Raw genomic sequence first — 21,264 nt, 5'->3', positions numbered from 1 at the left:
GGGATTGCTGTTGATCCCCTCTTGGTCGGGTGTGGGTTGAAGACCCACGACGTTGACTTTGATGTAAAAAACAAACGACGTCTGGATATGCAGATTTCTTAGCTGTAGGCCATATTCAATGTGAAATACGGCATAACGTATAAACAAAACCCCAGTAAAAACTGGGGTTTATTGTTTGAGCCTATGTTGGCAAAGGTGACTCAGCCAAACTCACAAATCAACGCGTTATTTGATAAACGCGAAGGCATCGCCGTAGAGATGGGCTTCATCGACACCCATTTCGCGGAAGATTTCGCGGGCGGCGCCGACCATATCGAAACGACCTGCGATATAGATGTCATAGCCATTGAGGCTGATAAAATCTTGCTTGATTTGCGCGAGCAGGTTAGCGGTTTTACCTTGCCAGTTGGCTGGAGCTTCTTCCACAACGGGCACAAAGTGTAACCAAGGGTGAGCGTCGTGCCATTGGCGGGCGATGCTTTCGTAATACATCGCATCTTGGGTGCGGCAACCCCAGTAGAGGGTGGTTTCGACCTGTTGGCCGAGGGCGATTTGTTGCTCGACAATACTCTTAATGTAAGAGAAGCCAGTGCCACCGGCGATCAATAGACGTGGGCGCTGGCTGTCATGGCGTAAGTGGGCTTCGCCGCCTGGCGCTTCGATGTCGATATGCGTGCTATTACGCAATTTTTCAACCACTTGCATTGGATAGCTTTCGCTGACGGCCGCGCCAATATGAAGCTCAATCACTTCGGCATTGGGGGCGGACGCGATAGAGAAGGGACGTTTATCTTTTTCACCCATCACAACACACAGGTATTGTCCCGCTTGAAACTCCAAGGGGGTGTCGGGCTTTAACCACACCTGATACACGGCGTCGTTAAAGGGGGTTACTTTCTCTATCTTACAACGTATGGTTTTCATCAAACTTCCTTTGCACCTTTCATCATTTGTTGTCGTTAGGTGTCACATTAAGGCCGCTGGCGGCCTATTCTCTTGGCTTAAGTGGGTACGAGAGTCGTGCTTAAGCTGAATTATAGGGTTGGGCTGTCGTCTATGCCTAACTCATCCCAGATTGAGTCGATCTTTTGCTTAACCTTAGGATCCATCACGATCGGTGTGCCCCATTCGCGGTTGGTTTCGCCTTCCCACTTATTGGTGGCATCGAGGCCCATTTTGGAGCCGAGGCCTGCCACGGGGGAGGCAAAGTCGAGGTAATCGATAGGCGTGTTATCGATCATCACGGTATCGCGCTTAGGATCCATACGGGTGGTAATGGCCCAAATCACATCGTTCCAGTCGCGGCAATTCACATCGTCGTCGACCACCACAATAAATTTGGTATACATAAATTGGCGCAGGAAGGACCAAGCGCCCATCATCACCCGTTTCGCATGGCCAGGGTATTGTTTACGAATCGAGATCACCGCCATCCGATAGGAGCAACCTTCGGGCGGCAGGTAAAAATCAATAATTTCAGGATATTGCTTACGCAAAATCGGCACAAACACTTCGTTGAGTGCCACACCTAACATGGCGGGTTCATCCGGTGGACGGCCTGTGTAGGTGCTGTGGTAAATCGGATCCTTACGGTGGGTAATATGGGTCACGGTAAAGACTGGGAATTTATCCGTCTCGTTGTAGTAACCCGTGTGGTCGCCGTAGGGGCCTTCTTCAGCCATTTCGTCGGGATCGATATAGCCTTCGAGGATGATTTCGCTGCTGGCGGGCACTTCTAAATCACAGCTTAATGCCTTGCAGACTTCGGTGCGCTCGCCGCGCAGCAAGCCTGCGAAGGCGTATTCGCTCATGGCATCGGGCACTGGGGTGACTGCGCCTAAAATGGTCACAGGATCAGAGCCTAGGGCTACCACTACAGGGTAACGCTCGCCGGGGAATTGCTCTTTAAAATCGGCAAAGTCGAGGGCGCCACCACGGTGGGACAGCCAGCGCATAATGAGTTTATTCTTGCCGAGCAACTGTTGACGGTAGATCCCAAGGTTTTGGCGACTCTTACGCGGACCTTTGGTAATGGTTAAGCCCCAAGTGACCAAAGGCGCGACATCGCCCGGCCAGCAATGCTGAATCGGCAGCTGAGTTAAATCGACTTCATCGCCCGTTTTTACCACTTGCTGGCAGGCGGGATTACGCACCGTCTTAGGCGGCATATTCAAGGCTTGCTTGAACATGGGGATTTTTGAAATCGCGTCTTTAAAGCCGCGTGGTGGCTCGGGTTCTTTTAAAAACGCCAGCAGTTCACCTACATCGCGCAGCGCGAGTGGGTCTTCCTTGCCCAGCGCCATGGCGACGCGTTTTGGGGTACCAAAGAGGTTGGCCAGCACTGGCATTGAATGATTCGTTGGATTTTCGAATAGGAGTGCAGGGCCTTTAGCGCGTAGAACGCGATCGGCGATCTCTGTCATTTCTAAATGAGGATCAACGGGGTAGCTAATGCGTTTGAGTTCGCCATTGGCTTCCAGATGATCAATAAAGCTGCGTAAATCCTTAAAACTCATGTGGAAATAGCCTCTGCAGTGGAAATCCGTGTGGCGCGCACTATAGCATTTTTCTGTTTTAGGGTTAACCTATTCAGTGATCTTCCAGCTTTGGAAGCGTAAAATGCTTGTCCTAGGTCGATGTTTATTTGACCAGTGCCCGGTATTTCGAGGTTTATATGACACTCTTTCCATGCCTTGTTAAAGATAAATATCTTCAATTTCAATCAGTTTGCTTACCTAAGTCGGCTGAGCCTTGGCATAAAACAGGCTTTAGCTTGTCTTTACTGGGCGCCTTACTGATTTGCAGTTTAGCCGTGCCGAACCTGGCGGCGGCGCGCGATCGCGGCAATGATCGCCATAGCGAGAGTCATGGTCGGCACGACAATCACTACAATAATCACCATAAACATGGGGATAGCCACCGCCACTATCGTCCCTATTATCGTCCTTATTATCCGTGGGGATTGGGCCTAGGTGTTGGCTTAGCGACGGGCTGGGGTACGGGTTGGAATCTCGGCTATGGTTGGAACAATAACGGTTGGAACGATTGGGGCTGGAATAGCTCGCGTTATTGGAATTCACCCTATTCGGGCATAGGCTTGTCTATTCCTATGGCCTATGATGATACGCCAGTGGCGGTTTCGCCCCCAGTGCGAGTCACAACGAGTATGCAATATTCGCCGAGTGAAGGCCGTATGGTGTCGAATATGCCAACGAATAGCGCGACTGTGATATCACAGACAGGTGCATCGACGGCTAGGGCATCAACAGCCTCGGCGGAGCAAATTGCCAATGTGCCCCGGGCACGGGCGGCGCGCAGTGTGTCGAGCCTGCCGAGCAATGCCAGAATAGTGCAACAGGATGGCCGTACCTTATATGAGTGGCAAGGTACGCTTTACGCCTTCGATTGGAATAGCCAAACCTATCAAGAACAGTTAGTGAAGTAATCTTGTTTTAGGCCTTATCGACGGGAGCCCCGAGTGGGCTCCTATTTTTTTTCTTAGCCAGTTGTCGTTTTATAGAATCGCGGAGAAATCGTTTGCAAGCAGTTCAACCCCAGATTCAGGCTCAAAGCAGCGCGCTTTGGGTGTTACTTGCCTTGGCATTAGGCACCTTTGCCTTAGGCACCACAGAATTTGCCGCCATGACCTTAGTGCCTTATATCGCCAGTGATTTAAGCGTCGATGTCGCTCATGTGAGTTATGCCATCAGCGCCTATGCCCTTGGAGTAGTGGTGGGCTCGCCCATCATTATGGTGCTGGGGGTGAGGATTAAGCGGCGCACGCTGTTAATCGCCTTGGCCGCCATGATGGCGGTTGCCAATGGCTTAAGCGCCCTAGCACCCAGCTTGAATTGGTTAGTCTTTTTCCGCTTTTTAAGCGGCTTGCCCCATGGGGCTTACTTTGGGGTGGCTATGTTACTGGCGGCTTCCTTAGTGCCTCCCGAGATGAAGGCTCGAGCGGTTTCTCGGGTGATTATCGGCTTAACCTTAGCCACTATCGTTGGCGTGCCCTTCGCGACTTGGATGGGGCAAACCGTCGGTTGGCGCTCAGGTATCGGTATAGTGGCGATTATTGCCGCCGTTACCGCGGTGATGCTGTATTTTCTCGCGCCGAATGTCGCCGTACCGCAAAATGCCAGTCCGAAAAAAGAGCTGCAAACCCTGAAGAACCGCGAAGTTTGGCTCACGCTCGGCATTGCGGCTATCGGTTTTGGCGGGATTTTCTGTGTGTATACCTATCTGGCCGAAACGCTGATCCAAGTCACCCAGGTCGAGCCCTTTAAAATCCCGGTGATGATGGCGGTCTTTGGGATTGGTGCCACCTTAGGCACTTTAGTCTGTGGCTGGGCGGCGGATAAGTCGGCGCTGGCGGCGGCATTTTGGTCGCTGGTGTTAAGCACCTTAGTATTGGCGCTGTATCCAAGTTTGACGGGATCTTATTGGGCATTAATGCCGATTGTATTCTTTGTGGGTTCGGGGATTGGTCTAGCAACGATAGTGCAGGCGCGATTAATGGATGTGGCCCCCGATGGGCAGGCCATGACAGGTGCCTTAGTGCAATGTGCCTTTAACCTTGCCAATGCGATTGGCCCTTGGGTTGGCAGCTTAGTGATCTTATCAGGCCAAGGCATCGCCGCGACTGGTTATGCCGCAGCACTTCTATCCCTTGGCGGTTTAGTCATGTGGTGGTTAACCCACAGGGAGAGCCGCCGCGCTGATAATCTTTGTACTGCAAACTGTATTGATTAAGCCGACCATGACGGCGCAGATCCATCTCTGCGCCGCCTATCGGTTTTCTTAACCTCTTTGAATGGTGATATCGGCGATATAACCGTGCTCAGTGGCGAGTAGCGCTTGTTTTAGCATGCCTGCGGCCTCATCGGCGGACATAAAGCTTGAGGTATCTAGACTCTTACCACTGCTTGGCCAAAAGCCGGTATCCATACCGCCGGGATAAACCGCAATCAACTTCATTGGACTTTGCTTGAGCTCCAAACGTACCGATTCGATAAAGCCTCGCACCGCCCATTTTGCGGCGCAGTAGGTTGACTCGCCCGCCTTAGCTGCGAGGGCAGCGGTGGACATCACGATCACGACCTTAACTGCTTGCTGTTTATAGCGTTTCACTAATTCACGTACCAACAGAATGGTTGAAGTGACATTGTTATTCAGCAGCGCTTGGATTTCACTCGTGCCTTGGGTTTCCAGCGCGCCAAAGTAACCACTGCCAGCGCAGTGAATAACCGTGTTGGGAGTATCGGTGAGGCCATCGAATAGCGCTTCGACACTCGCTTCGTCCGCTAAATCGGCACTGATGGCGCTGATGCTTTGGGTCGAAAATGGGCTGAGGGCATTGGCCACGGTATGCAGGCGATTGGCATCGCGCCCCGTCAGTGTAAGTGCTTGGTTATCCTTGGCATACAGGGCGGCTAATGCCGCGCCTAAGCCACTGCTTGCGCCAGTAATCAGTATCATCTTTACCTCTTAGTGTTCTCTGGACGTTTAGGCTTAGATCAGGGTAAATAGCGGCTGATCGAAGGCGACATCGTCCCCATCTTTCACCCAAATGGCGCCGACTATGCCGTCACGCTCGGCCTCGATAGGATTTTGCATTCGCATGGCTTCGATAATGCAAAGCGTGTCGCCGCGGGCCACACTTTGACCCACACGCACCAAGGGCACTTCGGTTTGGCCTTGCGAAGCATGGAAGGTGCCGACCATGGGCGATAGCTGCACAAAACCTTCAATCACAGGCAGGGCGTCACGGGCTTTGGTAAGCTTTGGCGTCAGTGCAGAAGAGGGCGCAGGATGATGCGCGCCTTCAGGTGCGCTTGCGGGATGCGGGCCGTAGCGGGTGATGCGAATGGACTCTTCCCCTTCGGTAATCGCCAGTTCTGCAATCCCAGATTCCTGCACTAATTCAATCAGTTTTTTGATCTTTCGAAGGTCAACCGCCATGGCTTGTGGCTCCCTGTACTCACGCTAATCGCGTTTATGCCTTCAATCTCTTAATCGCCGCCGCGAGGGCAAACTCATAGCCTTGGGCGCCGAAACCACAAATCACTCCAATGGCCTTATCGGACAAATAGGAGTGGTGGCGGAAGGGCTCGCGGGCGTGGACATTGGATAAATGCACTTCAAAGAAGGGAATATCTACCCCAAGCAGTGCGTCACGCAGGGCCACACTGGTGTGGGTAAAAGCTGCGGGGTTGATAATGATCATCTGCGCATCGGTGGCATGGATAGCGTTGATCAGTTCAAATTCGGCATTCGATTGAATATGCTCAAGTTCAACACCTGCTGCTTGAGCTTGTTCACTCAAAATGGCAACGATATCGGCTAAGGTTTGATGACCGTAAACACTGGGCTCACGGCGGCCAAGGAGGTTTAAATTGGGGCCATTGATGAGCAGAACTTTATGATTCATTACGCTTTCCTTTTACGACATGCCTTAACGGGTTGAATGCCATTAACTTAACCTGTTCGGGCGGATTTTGCATTATGAATGTCACCGCGCTGTCGGCCGGGTTAATCAAACTTAATCTGTCGCATGGCTTTAGTGGCGCCGCGTTGTTTTTTCGCATCTAAGCGTTTGGTTTGGCTGCTTTTGGTCGCGCGGGTTGGAATGCGTTTTTTGGGCACTTCGGCCACGCTGGCAACTAGAGCGATAAATTGCTCCAATGCGGTTTGCCGATTCGCCTCTTGGCTGCGACTCGCCTGACATTTGATAATGATTTTGCCACTGGCGGTAATCCGATGATCGGCTTTTTGCAGCAGGCGCTGCTGATAAAACTCGGGTAATGACGAGTTTCTGATATCAAAAATCAATTGGGCGGCGGTGGAGACTTTATTGACATTCTGCCCGCCAGCGCCGCTTGAGCGGATAAATTGCCACTCGATTTCATTTTCCGGAAGTTCCACACGGTTTGAGATTTTTATCATGGCAGACTTAGGGTTTTGTCCAATTGCTTTGTGAAGCGAGCAATAACTGCTTATGGCTTTTCAATAGATTTGTTATCATCGGCGCATTCTTGCTGGGCAGGCGTATTTGCCCGTTTGCAAAATAGTGTTGTCGTTTCGGAGTGCCTTTATGTTATGCCAAATCCCCGATATTGCTAAGGGTGTTATCAGTCTTTTCGCCAGTGGTCGACTCTCATCAACCGATTATCGTACCCGTTTACAGCCGGCCATTAAGAGTTACCGCAAGGATTGGGGACAAGTTTGCCTATATATCGAGGCGGACGTCTTACTCGAAGGCTGGGAATTTGAATCGCTAACGGGCAGCGGCGAAGTCCAACTCCCTAATTTTGAAGCCTTAGTATTTGTTGGTGGCCCAGATTGGGTGGGTAATGCTGTGCGCTTACTCGGCCCCTTTATGCAGGGCGAAGTGGCTTGGTTCCCCTTAGAACAAAAAGCCAAAGCTATCGACTGGATTGCGAAACGTTCAACTTTTTAACGGCCCATGGTGGGTATTACTTATAAGGAATTAACTATGCCTTTGTTGAAAACTATGACTGCCAAACCGACCGCTAAATTAGGCGCTATCGCCTTAGTGTTGGCCTTTACCGCAGGCTTAAGTGCCTGTGCGCCAGAGGTGGGCAGTGAAGCTTGGTGTAAGCAAATGAAGGATAAACCTTCTGGCGATTGGACGGCGAACGAAGCCGCCGATTACGCAAAACATTGCGTGTTTAAATAAGCTTTTCAAGCTAGTAGCGTCACAGCTTGGCTTCTTTTTAGTTGCAAGCTGTGAACTTATGCTTAGAATCCCTGTCTGAAGTTGCACAAGCTATTGCTTAACAACCTACTGAATTGTCCAAAGGTGATATTTGATTTCGACCGCCAAGCCATTCTTTAGCCGAATGGTCACCCTACTGATAGCCATTATCGTGCTGCAATTTGCGGGCGCGAATTTGGGTGCGCATCAGTTACATGCGGGTAATGGTGCCGAAGAAGCCGAGAATCATCCCCATCTCCAATTTAGTGCTCCCGTGACCACCTTGGCCCAATGTGTGGATTGTGCATGCCCCAATGAGCAGACACTCGGATTCAGTGCCGAGGCGTTTGGCGAAACGGCACTCAAGTCGGGCATAGCAACGGCGAGCGTGAGTGGCCATTCACACTTAGTGCAAACCACTGAAATTCAAGATTTTGACCTCTGCCTCGATTGCCAATGTCACGGCGGTCATGTGGCGTTGTTATCCCATACTGAGAGCCAAACGACAGTCGCGTTTGATATGGCCTATGTGCCGGCTGATTTAGCTTATTTCTCGGCAGATCAATTACCTAAGTACCGCCCTCCCATCGCTTAACCTTCAATATCTGCTTATCGCGTATCGCAGCGTTTTTGCGCTGCCATAAGCCCTTTATTTATCCCCACAGCATCGATGATGGGTCTAAAACGCCCATGGCTCGCGCTAGCGCTTTGAGCTTATTCGATATTTAACGCCTCTGGGGAGTGTTCGATTGGTATCCGTATGCCTATGGCGTGGGCCAATCAATATTAGATATTGTTAGGAATTGCGATGAATAAAACCATTATCGCCCAGACCTTGTTTGCCCTCATGAGTAGCTTAGTGCTCGTCGGCGGACAGGTTAACTCTGCCGTTGCAGCAACTTCAGCCCTCGAATCCAAAGTGCTTAAGGGCGATTCAATCGCCTCATCGGTTGAATTGGCACCAGACAACTTATTAGCCACTGAGGCTCAAGCCTCACTTAATCAGTGGTTGCCTGAGTTACTCATGCAAATTAATCAGTTACCCGAAGTGCAGGCGCAAATTGCTCGGCAGCAACAGGCAGAACTTGCCATTGCGGCTGCGGATCGCGCCATCTATAACCCTGAGCTTGGGCTCAATTATCAAAACGCCGACACAGATACCTACAGCCTAGGGCTGAGCCAAACCCTAGATTGGGGCGATAAGCGCGGCGTGGCGACTCGCCTTGCCCAGCTTGAGGCGCAAATCCTGTTAGCAGATATACAGTTAGAGCGTAGTCAGATGTTGGCCGAGCGGCTATTGGCGCTGGCCGAGCAGGCGCAGAGCAATAAGGCGCTGACCTTCGCCGAGCAGCAATTAAGGTTTACGCAGGCACAGCTCAATATTGCCGAGCAGCGCTTTGCGGCAGGGGATTTATCCGATGTTGAGTTGCAACTACTTAAGCTCGAATTGGCGAGTAACACCGCCGACTATGCGCTGGCCGAACAAGCGGCGTTAGTGGCCGATGGCAAAGTCATCGAATTACTTGGAGTCGATAAGCTGGGATTTAGGGAGTTTATCCCCGAGATTGGCCAATGGGTGTCGCAAATGGCCCCGAAAGTGGATTTACCCGCATTGACCAGTGCCCATCAACAGGTGTTGCTGGCGAAGGCCAATGCCATGAAGGTTAAGGCGGACACGGCGGCCGATCCCACCATCAACCTGGGTGTTGAAAAGGAAGGCGATGACAACAAGTTTGGCGTCGGCGTGGCGATCCCTTTGCAGGTGCGGAATAACTACAGCGAGTTACAGTCGGTTGCCGATAAAGGCATCGCTATCGCGGAGCAGAACTACTTAGCCCGTGAGCGAGTACTTACGGCCAAACAGGCACAATTTACCAATGCGTTACCCCGTTTACTGGCGCGCTACCAAGATTGGCGCGAGCGAGTCGCAGCCTCGGGGAGTAAAGCCGCTAAATCCTTAAGTGAGCAGTGGCGTTCGGGTGATGTGAGTACTAGCGAGTATTTGCAGAGTCGACGTCAGCTCGCGGCCAGTTATTTGGTCGGTTTAAACCTCGAAACGGCAATTTATCAGAGTTGGTTAACTTGGATGGGGGACAGCGGTCAGCTGCTGCCCGTGGTTGACACATTCGCCGACAAATCCGTCGACAAATCAAGGTCCACTTCTTCCACAAATGCCGTGCCAGCAAAGTAATCGTGAGGTAACACTATGAATTCATTTACTCAAAAATCGTCTTTCCATACTTTGGGCACAGTGTCTGCTGAAGGCTTAAGGTCGTTATTTACTCCTTCCCGTTTAGCCTTGGCCTTGATGCTTGCCTCCCTAACCCTGACGGCGCCAACCTTCGCGGGTGAAGGCCATGATCACGACGCTGAAAAGGTTACCAATCAGGCGGAAAAGAGCGCTTCTGCGACAGAAGATGACCATGGTGAGCAGGCACTCACTTTTACGCCTGCGCAGTTGGAACTTGCAGGCGTGCGCCTGTTGCCCCTGAGCAGCGACAGCTTAAGTCTTAGCAATCTTAATCTCGACATTCGGGCGACGGCGACCTTAGTGGTTGACCGTGATAGAACCGCGACCTTAGCGCCGCAGCTGGATGTGCGGGTTCAGGCGCGCCATGTGGTGCCCGGCCAAGAGGTAAAAAAAGGTGAGCCCTTACTGACCTTGGGCGGTGCAGAAGTCGCCAAGGCGCAGGCGGAATATATCAATGCCGCCGCAGAGTGGAGTCGAGTGCGTCGGATGAGCGAGGGCGCAGTGAGCGTGAGCCGCAGAATGCAGGCGCAGGTTGATGCCGAACTTAAGCGAGCAATTCTGGAGGCGATCAAGATGACGGATGCACAGATCCGTACCTTAGAGTCGACTCCAGAAGCTATCGGTAGCTATCAACTTTTAGCGCCTATCGATGGCCGTGTGCAGCAGGATATTGCCATGCTAGGCCAAGTATTCAACGCTGGCACACCATTAATGCAGTTGACCGATGAGTCGCACCTTTGGGTCGAAGCGCAATTAACACCAGCGCAGGCGGCCAATGTGAATGTCGGTGGTCCGGCGTTGGTGCAAGTTGGGGACAAAACGCTGGCGGGCAAGATTATTGGCCGTTCCCATGAGCTGGATAGCGTGACCCGCACCGAGCAGATTTTAGTCAGTATGCCCAACCCTGAGCATGTGTTGCACGCGGGGCAATTTGCTGAGCTGTATTTTGCCGATGCGCCTAAGGGCAGCGACTTATCATCAGGCTTTTCTTCAGGAATCGTCTTGCCCGATGCGGCGCTTACCCGCAGCGGTGACGGCGATTGGCAGATCTTTATTCAAGACGAGGATGGGTTTGAAGCCATTGAGGTGGAGCTGGTGCAGCGTCAGCGTGGTTTAAGCCTAGTGCGCGGCGACAAGTTGGATAAGGCACGACAGGCACAACTAAAAGTGGTAGTGGGAGGCGCATTTTTCTTAGCGTCGGAGCAGGCCAAAGCTGGCTTTGATATTCATGCCCACTAATGCCGATGAGTCGAACCTTATCAAGCCCTATTTTTACGCCTTTTTAAAGGCTTAGGGCGAATGCGCGAGGAATTTTTATGTTGCAAAAAGCAATCGAAGCCGCGATTAAAAATCGGCTATTAGTAGTGCTGGCACTGCTTGCTGTGGTGGCCGCTAGTGTCGCCATGTTGCCCAAATTGAATCTGGATGCCTTTCCCGATGTGACCAACGTGCAGGTGACCATCAATACTGCGGCCGAGGGCTTGGCCGCCGAAGAGGTGGAGAAGCTCATCAGTTATCCGGTCGAATCGGCCATGTATGCCTTGCCGGCGGTGACCGAGGTGCGCTCGTTATCGCGGACTGGCTTGTCCATTGTGACCGTGGTATTTGCCGAGGGTACGGATATTTACTTTGCCCGTCAGCAAGTATTTGAGCAGTTACAGGCGGCGCGGGAGATGATCCCAAGCGGAGTGGGCGTGCCAGAAATTGGCCCTAACACTTCGGGTTTAGGGCAGATTTATCAGTACATTCTGCGGGCCGATCCTAGCTCTGGCATTAATGCCGCCGAGCTGCGTAGCCTTAACGATTACCTCGTTAAACTGATCATGATGCCGGTTGGCGGCGTGACCGATGTTTTATCCTTTGGCGGCGAGGTGCGCCAGTATCAAGTGCAGGTCGACCCTAACAAGCTGCGAGCCTATGGTTTGTCGATGGCGCAGGTGAGTGAGGCGCTTGAGAGCAATAACCGCAACGCCGGTGGCTGGTTTATGGACCAAGGCCAGGAGCAATTGGTGGTGCGGGGTTATGGCATGTTACCCGCGGGTGAAGCAGGGCTTGCCGCTATCGCCCAAATTCCGCTGACAGAAGTGCGTGGCACGCCTGTGCGAGTGGGCGACATTGCTAAGGTCGATTTTGGCAGTGAGATCCGCGTAGGGGCCGTGACTATGACGCGCCGCGATGAAGCGGGTCAGGCGCAAGCCTTGGGCGAAGTGGTGGCGGGCGTCGTGCTTAAGCGCATGGGCGCCAACACTAAGGCGACGATTGATGATATCGATGCGCGGATTAATCTGATTGAGCAGGCACTGCCAAAAGGCGTGTCCTTCGAGGTGTTTTACGACCAAGCGGACTTAGTGGATAAAGCCGTTACCACAGTGCGCGATGCGTTATTAATGGCCTTTGTGTTTATTGTGGTGATCTTGGCGCTGTTCCTTGTGAATATCCGCGCCACCTTGCTAGTGCTGCTGTCTATCCCTGTATCTATTGGTTTGGCGCTAATGGTGATGTCTTACTATGGCCTGTCTGCCAACTTGATGTCTCTCGGTGGATTAGCGGTGGCCATTGGTATGTTGGTCGATGGTTCTGTGGTGATGGTTGAGAATATTTTCAAACATTTAACTCAGCCAGACCGTCGCCATTTAGCCCAGGCGAGAAGCCGCGCCGATGGTGAGGTCGACCCATATCATGGCGATGAGGATGGCAGTGCTCACGCTTTAGAAGCGGAGAACAGCATGGCCGTGCGCATTATGCTGGCGGCGAAAGAGGTTTGCAGTCCGATCTTCTTCGCGACCGCCATCATCATTGTGGTGTTTGCGCCGTTATTTGCGCTGGAAGGGGTTGAGGGCAAGTTGTTCCAACCGATGGCGGTCAGCATTATTTTGGCAATGATTTCCGCTTTACTGGTGGCCTTGATTGCCGTGCCTGCACTGGCGGTTTATCTGTTTAAGCGTGGCGTCGTGCTCAAGGAGAGCGTCGTCTTAGCCCCTTTGGACTCAGCCTATCGCAAGCTGCTGAGTGCAACCCTTGCTAGGCCAAAGTTGGTGATGATCAGTGCGCTGCTGATGTTTGCCATGAGTATGGTTTTGCTGCCAAGGTTGGGGACCGAGTTTGTGCCCGAGCTAGAGGAAGGCACGATTAACCTTAGGGTGACGCTGGCACCGACCGCGAGCCTTGGCACTTCTTTAGATGTGGCGCCAAAGCTTGAGGCCATGTTGCTGGAATTCCCCGAGGTGGAATATGCCTTGAGCCGTATCGGTGCGCCCGAATTAGGCGGCGATCCTGAGCCTGTCAGCAATATCGAAGTCTATATCGGCCTTAAACCCATCGAAGAATGGCAATCGGCTAGCTCGCGTTTGGAGTTGCAGCGGCTGATGGAGGAAAAGCTCAGTGTCTTCCCTGGGCTGCTACTCACCTTCTCACAACCGATTGCGACGCGGGTCGATGAGTTGCTCTCTGGGGTAAAGGCACAGTTGGCGATTAAGCTTTTTGGCCCCGATTTAGATGTCTTATCAGAAAAGGGACAAGTGCTCACCGATCTGGTGGCGAAAATTCCCGGCGCCGTGGATGTGTCCCTCGAGCAGGTCAGTGGTGAGGCGCAGCTGGTGGTGCGGCCAGACCGCTCGCAGCTTGCCCGTTATGGCATCAGCGTCGACCAAGTGATGTCGCTAGTCAGCCAAGGGATTGGTGGTGCCAGCGCCGGACAGGTGATCGACGGTAACGCGAGATACGACATCAATTTGCGCCTCGCAGCCGAGTATCGCAGCAGCCAGGATGTGATTAAGGATTTACTCCTTAGCGGCAGCAATGGTGCCACAGTGCGTTTAGGTGAGGTGGCCAGCGTTGAGGTGGAAATGGCGCCGCCGAATATTCGCCGTGATGATGTGCAGCGTCGCGTGGTGGTGCAAGCCAACGTGGCGGGGCGGGACATGGGATCTGTGGTCAAAGATATCTATGCGCTGGTGCCTCAGGCCGATTTGCCCGCGGGCTATACGGTAATTGTGGGTGGTCAGTATGAGAACCAGCAAAGAGCACAACAAAAGCTGATGTTGGTGGTGCCTATCTCTATCGCTTTGATTGCCTTGCTGTTGTACTTCTCCTTTGGTGCGCTGAAGCAGGTCTTATTGATCATGGCAAACGTTCCTCTGGCATTGATCGGCGGTATCGTGGCGCTGTTTGTCAGCGGCACTTATCTGTCGGTGCCGAGCTCCATTGGTTTTATCACGCTGTTTGGGGTGGCTGTGCTCAATGGCGTGGTGTTAGTGGACTCGATAAACCAGCGCAGGCAGAGCGGCGAGTCGCTCTATGACTCGGTTTACGAAGGCACGGTTGGCCGTTTACGCCCCGTGCTGATGACGGCATTGACCTCGGCCTTGGGCTTGATCCCCATCTTAGTGTCGTCGGGTGTGGGTAGCGAAATCCAAAAGCCGCTGGCGGTGGTGATTATCGGTGGGCTGTTTAGCTCTACGGCACTGACGTTATTGGTGTTACCGACCCTGTATCGTTGGTTATATCGCCACGATAAGTCGCCCGCCTAGTGGGATGTTGAGCCTTGGCCTCATTTTGTGGCAAGGCTCAATGTTAAAGTTAAAAATCAGTGAGCTATAGTGCGCGATCTAGGCTAGGCTTAGCTCTGGTATTAAGGATTACTATCTCTGGAGAGCATTATGATCGCAGTCATTTTTGAAGTCGTGCCCACGAAAGAAGGCAAGGAAGAATATCTGCACGTGGCAGCTGAGATGCGCCAATATTTAGAAGGGCGTCAGGGGCTGATTTCAATTGAACGGTTTCAGAGCTTAACCGACGATGGCAAGGTGCTGAGCTTATCGTTTTGGGATGATATGGCCTCTATTACCCAATGGCGTAATCAAATGGCCCACAGCATTGCTGAGCAATCTGGCATTGTGCCTTGCTTATTTAACTCTTATCGCATCCGTGTTGCCGAAGTCGTGCAAGACTATAGCGAAACAGTGCACGACGTGCCCGAGTAAGCTAAGCGCTTGAACAAAAATAAAACCCATCGAAGTCGATGGGTTTTTTATTGCAATCAATCAGATAAAAATGGCGTTAGCTTATTTTTCTTGCTGCGCTTTAAGCAGATCGCGGATCTCTGATAACAACTCTTGATCTTTGGTCGGTGCAGGTGGCGCTTTCGGCGCTTCTTCCTGTTTGCGTTTTAGGCTGTTAATGGCTTTTAAGCCCATAAAAATCGCGAAGGCGATAATGGTAAAGTCGATGATGGTTTGAATGAATTTACCGTAAGCAATCACTACCGCTGGCGCATCGCCCTGGGCGGCTTGCAACACTATGCTCAGATCGCTGAAATTCACGCCACCTAAGATGATCCCAATTGGCGGCATAATGATATCGGCTACAAAGGATGAGACTATCTTGCCAAAAGCGGCACCGATGATAATACCCACTGCCATATCGATCACATTGCCACGGGACGCAAAAGCCTTGAACTCTTTAATTAAGCTCATTAGGTTTCCTCCGAAATTAAAAATGAAATGTTAAATTTTATTGTGTTATCTGTATCAGGAAAACCTAAGGGTCTTTTGCTGCCTGTTACCTTGCCAAGCTTATAGGGGCTTAAGGATTAAGGCAATTCTGACTTTCTGGATTTATCCTTCGCCGTCTGATTTCACCCTCTGAAAGTTACAATTGTTAAGTTTGACGTGAGGGAGCTGCTCTTGCTGACCGATAAATTCTGGCACTTCTAATACCTGTGACCCCCAGCGTTTGAACAGGGCGGTATAGATAAATTCGATAAAGACGCGATATTTTCGTGGTAAATACGCCCGTTTGGGATAGCTGAGCACCACTTTGGTTTGCACCATTGGATAATCGTCGAGGAGCGGCACTAAATAGCCTTTCTCTATCGCTTCCTGCGCAATAATCGACGGTACGGCCGTAATGCCAAGCCCAGCAATGGCGGCTTCGCGGGCAATGGTGACATTGTTTACCGTTAGCTGCGTGACGGGTTCAATCACCACCCAAGACTGGCCATCAAACAGCTTCCACGCCCCTTCAATATGGGCCGACTGTAAGCGAATCGCTTTATGCTTGGCTAAGTCCTGCGGCACTTTGGGTGTGCCGTGCTCGGCTAAATAACTTGGGCTTGCCATCAATGATTTGTAGGCGTTAACTAAGGAATAACTCTGCAGACGCGTATCGCTCGAGTCGGCGATTTGGAATAACAAATCGATGCCTTCTTCTATCACATCGACCTTGCGGTTGGTGAGTTCAGCCTCAATGGTGATATCGGGATAAAGGGTTAAAAACTGGGCGAAGATAGGCCCGAGAAACAATTGGCCTAACTCGATGGGGCACACTATTTTTAGGTTGCCTTTAATCAATTGCTGGTGGGCGCTGAGCTGATTTTCGGCGCTCTGTAGATCGCTCAAGATCTTATTGATCCGATTGTAATAACTCGATCCCGCCTCGGTGAGTTTGAGGGCGCGGGTCGTTCGGAATAACAATTGGGTGCCAGTATCTGACTCCAGTTCGGCAATCTTGCGACTGACGGTGGCCTTAGTTAAACCCAGGGCCTTGGCGGCGCCAGTAAAGCTACCTTGCTCGACCACTTGGGCAAATATCTGCACACGATTGAGATCCATGATTGTTACACCTGTGAAACAGTGGGTTGATTTTTAACTATCTAATAAACGTGATGAGACAGTAGTACACTAGCACTCACTAATCAAGGAGTCATTCATGTCCAAAAGTAAGCTCATCATCGCCGTTCCACTGACACTCGCCGCTGTCGCGGGGGGCGGCTATTACTGGTGGACGCAAGTACGTTTTATCGAAACCACTGACAACGCCTATGTTGAGGCCGATATCTCCCATGTGAGCGTGAAGGTCCCGGGTTATGTAGTGTTATCCGATGTGACCGATAACCAGCATGTGCGTAAGGGTGAGTTATTGGCGCAGCTTGAGGATAACCAGTTTAGCGCCAAAGTCAGCCAAGCCGAGGCGTCACTCGCCAGTGCTAAGGCCGATCTGCAAACCTTAGCCGCTAAAGTGGAATTACAACATGCGTTGATCAGTCAAGCGAGTGCGGGCGTGGTCGCAGCGCAGGCCGACAAACTGCGCGCCGAGCAACAGTTAACTCGTGCTAAAAAGTTAAAAGTCAGCAACTACAGCTCACAGGACGATGTCGACCAATTACAAGCAGGTTTTGATTCTGCCGCCGCTGGGCTGGATGAAGCCAAGGCGCTGTTAGTGGCTAAAGAGCGTGAGCTTGCCGTGTTCAATGCCCAGCTTAACCAAGCAGGCTCTGTGGTTGAACAGTCGAATGCGGCATTGGAGCTGGCTAAAATTCAGCTTAATGATACCCGCGTGACCGCGCCTTTCTCTGGGGTGATTGGTAAACGCGGCGCCATGGTGGGGCAATATGTGCAGCCCGGCCAGGCTCTCTACAGTTTGGTTCCGGATGGGGCTGTGTGGATCACGGCGAACTTTAAAGAAACCCAAATCCAACATATGCAACCTGGGCAGTCGGTGCAGGTCAGTCTCGATGCGTTTCCCGACAAAACCTTTACAGGTGTTATCGATAGTCTGTCGCCGGCGTCCGGAGCCAAATTCAGTCTGCTGCCCGCCGAAAATGCCACGGGTAACTTCACTAAAATCGTGCAACGTATTCCGGTGCGGATCCGTTTAGATCTCTCAGAAGAGGCACGTGTCGTCCCCGGTTTAAGTGCCGTGGTCAAGGTCGATACTGCGTCGCATCCGACGACAGCCATCGCTGCTAACGTCGGTCGCTAAGTAGGTCGTTAACATGAGCACAATTGCTGCGGCACCTGAGGCTATCGCCGCGGGGGCTACACCGAGCGAATATGAGCGTGGTAGTCGCCGATCGTGGATTGCTGTTTTCGGTGGTTTGATTGGCGCCTTTATGGCGATCCTCGATATTCAAATCACTAATGCCTCGATGAAGGAAATCCAAGGCAGTCTCGGCGCAACGCTGGAGGAAGGCAGTTGGATTTCAACAGCTTATCTTGTTGCAGAGATGATTGCGATCCCGCTCTCGGGTTGGTTAAGCACAGGACTGTCGGTCAGGCGTTATCTGTTGTGGACCACAGCTGCCTTTATCTTTGCTTCTATCCTGTGTTCGATTTCGTGGAACCTCGAGGCCATGATCGCCTTTCGGGCGTTGCAGGGCTTCTTTGGTGGCGCGCTGATCCCGCTAGCCTTTCGGCTGATCTTAGAATTTTTACCCGAGAATAAACGTGCCGTGGGGATGGCGTTATTCGGGGTGACGGCGACGTTTGCCCCCTCGATTGGCCCAACCTTAGGTGGTTGGTTAACCGAGCATTTTAGTTGGCATTACCTGTTTTATATTAACGTGCCGCCCGGCTTGCTGGTGATGGCGATGTTGGCCTATGGTCTCGAAAAACGCCCCGTGGTGTGGGACAAACTGAAAAATGCCGACTTAGCGGGCATTGTCACTATGGCGCTGGGTATGGGCTGCCTCGAAGTGGTACTTGAGGAAGGTAACCGCAAGGATTGGTTTGGCTCGGATTTGATCCGCAATCTTGCCATCATTGCCGCAGTGAATTTAGTGCTGTTTGTGTGGATCCAGCTTAAACGTAAAGATCCTTTAGTGAATTTACGCCTGCTCGGTAAACGCGATTTTGTGCTTTCGACCATAGCTTACTTTTTGCTGGGGATGGCACTCTTTGGTGCTATCTATTTGATCCCACTTTATTTGTCTCAAGTGCATGATTACACGCCGCTGGAAATCGGTGAAGTCATTATGTGGATGGGCTTCCCGCAGTTGTTGGTATTGCCATTAGTGCCGCGTTTAATGCAACGTTTCGACGGGCGTTATTTAGCCGCCTTCGGCTTTTTTATGTTTGCCCTCAGTTATTACATGAATAGCCAAATGACCGCCGATTACGCTGGGCCGCAGATGATTGCTTCCCAAGTGGTGCGCGCCTTAGGCCAGCCCTTTATCTTAGTGCCGATTGGCATGTTGGCGACGGCCCATTTAAAGCCCCATGAGAATCCTTCGGCTTCGACCGTGTTGAACGTGATGCGTAACTTAGGTGGCGCCTTTGGTATCGCGCTGGTGGCGACCTTAAGCGATAACTTGGCCCGCAGCCATTTGGCCCATGTGAAGGAGTCTTTACCAGCGGTCAGCACACAGGCGCAGGACTATTTGAATCAGAGCGCCAGCATGTTGCAACAGGGTGGCTCGGATCCCTATACCGCCACCATGCAGGCCAAGGCTCTGTTAGGACAAACCATGAGTCAGCAGGCGTATATTCAAGCCTATAACGATGTGTTTTTGATTATGGGTGCCCTGTTGTTAATTGCCGTGGTGGCTGTGCTGCTTATCCGTAAACCTCAAGGGCCAGTCGCCCACGATGCGGTAATTGAATAAGACTGACTCATTTCGTTTTCGCAATGCGGAACCCTTGCGCCTTAATTCCCCCAGGATTAAGGCGCTTTTTTATGCGGCGACCGCTGTGATAGACTCGGGCTCTTTTCCGGTTGTACGCAGAGTTTTTTTATGTCGATACAAGATTCAGTCGAATGGCAAAATCTTAAATTTAATCAATTAACTGCTAACACTTTGTATGAGATTCTCAAACTGAGAGTCGATGTGTTTGTGGTCGAGCAGGCCTGTGCTTATCCAGAGCTTGACGATAAAGATAGACACCCTGAAACCCAGCATTTATTCGGCCTATCGCCAGCGGGCGAGTTACTCACCTATGCCCGCATTTTACCTCCTGGGCTGAGTTATCCCGAGGCCAGCATTGGCCGAGTCGTCGTGTCTCCAGCGGGACGAGGTAAAGGGCTTGCAATGCCTTTGATGCAACAGGCGATTGATGCCGCTCTTAGCACTTGGCCTGCTGCAGGTATCCAAATTGGTGCTCAGGATTATCTGAAAAGCTTCTATCAAAAACTTGGGTTTAACGCCTGTTCCGACATGTATTTGGAAGATGGCATTCCTCATATTGATATGCGCTACCAGCCTAAGTGATCAGGTTTTAACTAGCTGAATTTACTTTATTAAGGAAATCAAATGACGACAGTTACGGACTACAAAATCAATCAACAACAACTCGTTTGCGTCGCGAGCTTTTTAGCGAAAGAAGGTAAAACCGAGGCCTTGATTGCGGCACTCGCTTCGCTGATCCCCGATACGCGTCGCGAAGCGGGCTGCATCCGCTATGAACTCAACCTCAGCCGTGATGAACCGCGCCGCGTGACCTTTGTGGAGAAGTTTGTCGATATCGCCGCGTTCGATGAGCACTGCGCTAAGGATGCCATTCAGCATTATTTCCATCAGGTGATGCCCGAGTTAGTCGAGTCTTTTCATGTGGAAACTTACCATCAAGTCATCGCTTAATTTATCTGGCTTAACAGGAGTTTGCAGTGTTAATTAACTACATTGAACCTGTATTTAGACCGCCATCAGAATGGAAGTCGTTAATACTGCAAGTGACTAACGGTTGTAGTTGGAATCAGTGCAGTTTTTGCGATATGTACACTCAGCCGCAAAAAGCCTTTAGAGCACAAAAACTCGATAAGATTGAAAAAGATATTCTCGCAATTGCCCAAACTGGTATGCCAGTATCGCGGGTGTTTTTGGCCGATGGTGATGCTATGAGCTTACCCTTTGCACGGCTAGAGGCGATTTGCGAGTTAATCCATAAGCACTTACCACAGGTTACGCGGATCAGCAGTTATTGTTTGCCGCGTAACTTGAATAATAAAACTCCTGAGCAGCTCGCTCGGCTGCGGGAGTTAGGCCTAAGTCTACTGTACGTTGGCTGCGAAAGTGGTGATGACGAAGTGCTGACCAAGATTAAAAAAGGCGAAACTTTCGAGTCATCGCTGGCGGCATTACAAAAAATTCGCGCGGCGGGGATGAAGTCTTCTGTCATGATCCTCAATGGCTTAGGTGGCGTGGCGTTATCGCAGCAACATGCCATCAACTCGGCCAAGTTGATGAATGCTGCCCAGCCCGATTATTTATCCACATTGGTGGTCACTTTGCCGCTCGGCACCGAGCGGATGGATGCCGTGTTTGATGGCCAGTTTCAGTTGCCGGACCAATTGGGATTATTCCAAGAAATGCAAACCCTGCTTAGCCATTTGGAGCTGGAGCAAACGATTTTTCGCTCCGATCATGCCTCTAATTACCTTGTGCTAAAAGGAGTATTAGGTAAAGACAAGGCCAAATTGCTGGCACAGGTCGAGCAGGCGATTAACGCGCCGCGCAGCATTCCCTTAAGGCAGGAATGGCAGCGGGGTTTGTAATTGAGGCCGAGTAAAAAGCCCCAGGAAGATG

General features: G+C 51.5%; 22 protein-coding genes. 14 read left to right on the top strand and 8 right to left on the bottom strand.

Going from position 1 to position 21,264, the window contains the following annotated elements:
• Window positions 1–225 precede the first annotated feature (225 nt).
• A complete protein-coding gene (gene fre / locus ACUZ8J_RS18615; protein WP_088211848.1) occupies window positions 226–924 on the bottom strand; it encodes an NAD(P)H-flavin reductase in 699 nt (232 codons plus the stop codon).
• 110 nt (window positions 925–1,034) lie between these two features.
• Window positions 1,035–2,516, bottom strand: coding sequence for a 4-hydroxy-3-polyprenylbenzoate decarboxylase (gene ubiD, locus ACUZ8J_RS18610; protein ID WP_011627318.1), 1,482 nt, complete (start codon window positions 2,514–2,516; stop codon window positions 1,035–1,037).
• A 158-nt stretch (window positions 2,517–2,674) separates the two neighbouring features.
• On the opposite strand from ubiD, the gene ACUZ8J_RS18605 reads away from it, so the two are divergent.
• On the top strand, window positions 2,675–3,445 hold the full coding sequence (locus ACUZ8J_RS18605) for a hypothetical protein (RefSeq protein WP_446694592.1): 771 nt from the start codon (window positions 2,675–2,677) through the stop codon (window positions 3,443–3,445).
• Window positions 3,446–3,537: 92 nt separating this feature from the next.
• A complete protein-coding gene (locus ACUZ8J_RS18600; protein WP_446694591.1) occupies window positions 3,538–4,749 on the top strand; it encodes an MFS transporter in 1,212 nt (403 codons plus the stop codon).
• A gap of 48 nt (window positions 4,750–4,797) precedes the next feature.
• Here ACUZ8J_RS18600 and ACUZ8J_RS18595 read toward each other — a convergent pair whose 3' ends face one another.
• The 4 genes from ACUZ8J_RS18595 to arfB all read right to left on the bottom strand — a co-directional run bounded on the left by ACUZ8J_RS18595 (window position 4,798) and on the right by arfB (window position 6,942).
• On the bottom strand, window positions 4,798–5,475 hold the full coding sequence (locus ACUZ8J_RS18595; RefSeq protein WP_392449468.1) for an SDR family NAD(P)-dependent oxidoreductase: 678 nt from the start codon (window positions 5,473–5,475) through the stop codon (window positions 4,798–4,800).
• A gap of 33 nt (window positions 5,476–5,508) precedes the next feature.
• Entirely contained in the window at window positions 5,509–5,958 is a 450-nt protein-coding gene (gene accB, locus ACUZ8J_RS18590) for an acetyl-CoA carboxylase biotin carboxyl carrier protein (RefSeq protein WP_446694590.1), read from the bottom strand.
• A gap of 34 nt (window positions 5,959–5,992) precedes the next feature.
• Entirely contained in the window at window positions 5,993–6,427 is a 435-nt protein-coding gene (aroQ, locus tag ACUZ8J_RS18585; RefSeq protein WP_037428701.1) for a type II 3-dehydroquinate dehydratase, read from the bottom strand.
• Window positions 6,428–6,528: 101 nt separating this feature from the next.
• Window positions 6,529–6,942: an alternative ribosome rescue aminoacyl-tRNA hydrolase ArfB gene (gene arfB / locus ACUZ8J_RS18580; protein WP_011621314.1), complete on the bottom strand. Its 414-nt coding sequence runs from the start codon at window positions 6,940–6,942 to the stop codon at window positions 6,529–6,531.
• Window positions 6,943–7,090: 148 nt separating this feature from the next.
• Between arfB and ACUZ8J_RS18575 the strand changes: the two genes are divergently transcribed.
• The 7 genes from ACUZ8J_RS18575 to ACUZ8J_RS18545 all read left to right on the top strand — a co-directional run bounded on the left by ACUZ8J_RS18575 (window position 7,091) and on the right by ACUZ8J_RS18545 (window position 14,947).
• The gene (locus ACUZ8J_RS18575; RefSeq protein ID WP_011621315.1) at window positions 7,091–7,456 is read left to right on the top strand and encodes an STAS/SEC14 domain-containing protein; all 366 of its coding nucleotides are present in this window, start codon (window positions 7,091–7,093) and stop codon (window positions 7,454–7,456) included.
• 36 nt (window positions 7,457–7,492) lie between these two features.
• Window positions 7,493–7,696: a DUF3012 domain-containing protein gene (locus tag ACUZ8J_RS18570; RefSeq protein WP_089068568.1), complete on the top strand. Its 204-nt coding sequence runs from the start codon at window positions 7,493–7,495 to the stop codon at window positions 7,694–7,696.
• 163 nt (window positions 7,697–7,859) lie between these two features.
• Window positions 7,860–8,309, top strand: a complete 450-nt coding sequence (locus ACUZ8J_RS18565) for a hypothetical protein (protein ID WP_167373719.1) — start codon at window positions 7,860–7,862, stop codon at window positions 8,307–8,309.
• Between the two features lie 213 nt (window positions 8,310–8,522).
• Complete coding sequence (locus tag ACUZ8J_RS18560; protein WP_446694589.1) at window positions 8,523–9,905, top strand: TolC family protein; 1,383 nt, start codon at window positions 8,523–8,525, stop codon at window positions 9,903–9,905.
• A 15-nt stretch (window positions 9,906–9,920) separates the two neighbouring features.
• Window positions 9,921–11,204 (top strand): efflux RND transporter periplasmic adaptor subunit, encoded by a 1,284-nt coding sequence (locus tag ACUZ8J_RS18555; protein WP_446694588.1) that lies wholly within the window; start codon window positions 9,921–9,923, stop codon window positions 11,202–11,204.
• 77 nt (window positions 11,205–11,281) lie between these two features.
• Window positions 11,282–14,494, top strand: a complete 3,213-nt coding sequence (locus tag ACUZ8J_RS18550) for an efflux RND transporter permease subunit (protein WP_446694587.1) — start codon at window positions 11,282–11,284, stop codon at window positions 14,492–14,494.
• A gap of 129 nt (window positions 14,495–14,623) precedes the next feature.
• Window positions 14,624–14,947 (top strand): antibiotic biosynthesis monooxygenase family protein, encoded by a 324-nt coding sequence (locus ACUZ8J_RS18545; RefSeq protein ID WP_011627310.1) that lies wholly within the window; start codon window positions 14,624–14,626, stop codon window positions 14,945–14,947.
• An 81-nt stretch (window positions 14,948–15,028) separates the two neighbouring features.
• Here the strand turns inward: ACUZ8J_RS18545 and mscL are convergent, their stop codons facing one another.
• Together mscL and ACUZ8J_RS18535 are read right to left on the bottom strand one after the other, a co-directional pair.
• Window positions 15,029–15,439, bottom strand: a complete 411-nt coding sequence (gene mscL / locus ACUZ8J_RS18540; RefSeq protein ID WP_011715722.1) for a large-conductance mechanosensitive channel protein MscL — start codon at window positions 15,437–15,439, stop codon at window positions 15,029–15,031.
• A gap of 141 nt (window positions 15,440–15,580) precedes the next feature.
• The gene (locus ACUZ8J_RS18535; RefSeq protein ID WP_446694586.1) at window positions 15,581–16,576 is read right to left on the bottom strand and encodes a LysR substrate-binding domain-containing protein; all 996 of its coding nucleotides are present in this window, start codon (window positions 16,574–16,576) and stop codon (window positions 15,581–15,583) included.
• Window positions 16,577–16,673: 97 nt separating this feature from the next.
• Between ACUZ8J_RS18535 and ACUZ8J_RS18530 the strand changes: the two genes are divergently transcribed.
• From ACUZ8J_RS18530 to ACUZ8J_RS18510, 5 genes are all read left to right on the top strand, one after another.
• Window positions 16,674–17,726: an HlyD family secretion protein gene (locus ACUZ8J_RS18530; RefSeq protein WP_446694585.1), complete on the top strand. Its 1,053-nt coding sequence runs from the start codon at window positions 16,674–16,676 to the stop codon at window positions 17,724–17,726.
• A 13-nt stretch (window positions 17,727–17,739) separates the two neighbouring features.
• Window positions 17,740–19,347 (top strand): DHA2 family efflux MFS transporter permease subunit, encoded by a 1,608-nt coding sequence (locus ACUZ8J_RS18525; protein WP_446694584.1) that lies wholly within the window; start codon window positions 17,740–17,742, stop codon window positions 19,345–19,347.
• 129 nt (window positions 19,348–19,476) lie between these two features.
• Complete coding sequence (locus tag ACUZ8J_RS18520) at window positions 19,477–19,950, top strand: GNAT family N-acetyltransferase (protein ID WP_446694583.1); 474 nt, start codon at window positions 19,477–19,479, stop codon at window positions 19,948–19,950.
• A 42-nt stretch (window positions 19,951–19,992) separates the two neighbouring features.
• Window positions 19,993–20,319, top strand: coding sequence for a putative quinol monooxygenase (locus ACUZ8J_RS18515; RefSeq protein ID WP_446694582.1), 327 nt, complete (start codon window positions 19,993–19,995; stop codon window positions 20,317–20,319).
• Between the two features lie 26 nt (window positions 20,320–20,345).
• A complete protein-coding gene (locus tag ACUZ8J_RS18510; protein WP_089068559.1) occupies window positions 20,346–21,233 on the top strand; it encodes a radical SAM protein in 888 nt (295 codons plus the stop codon).
• Window positions 21,234–21,264: the final 31 nt, after the last annotated feature.

It is taken from the genome of Shewanella sp. Koi 1 (genome assembly GCF_052907445.1).
Note: the sequence above shows the minus strand (reverse complement) of the source record. Positions and strands in the feature narration are given on the sequence as shown.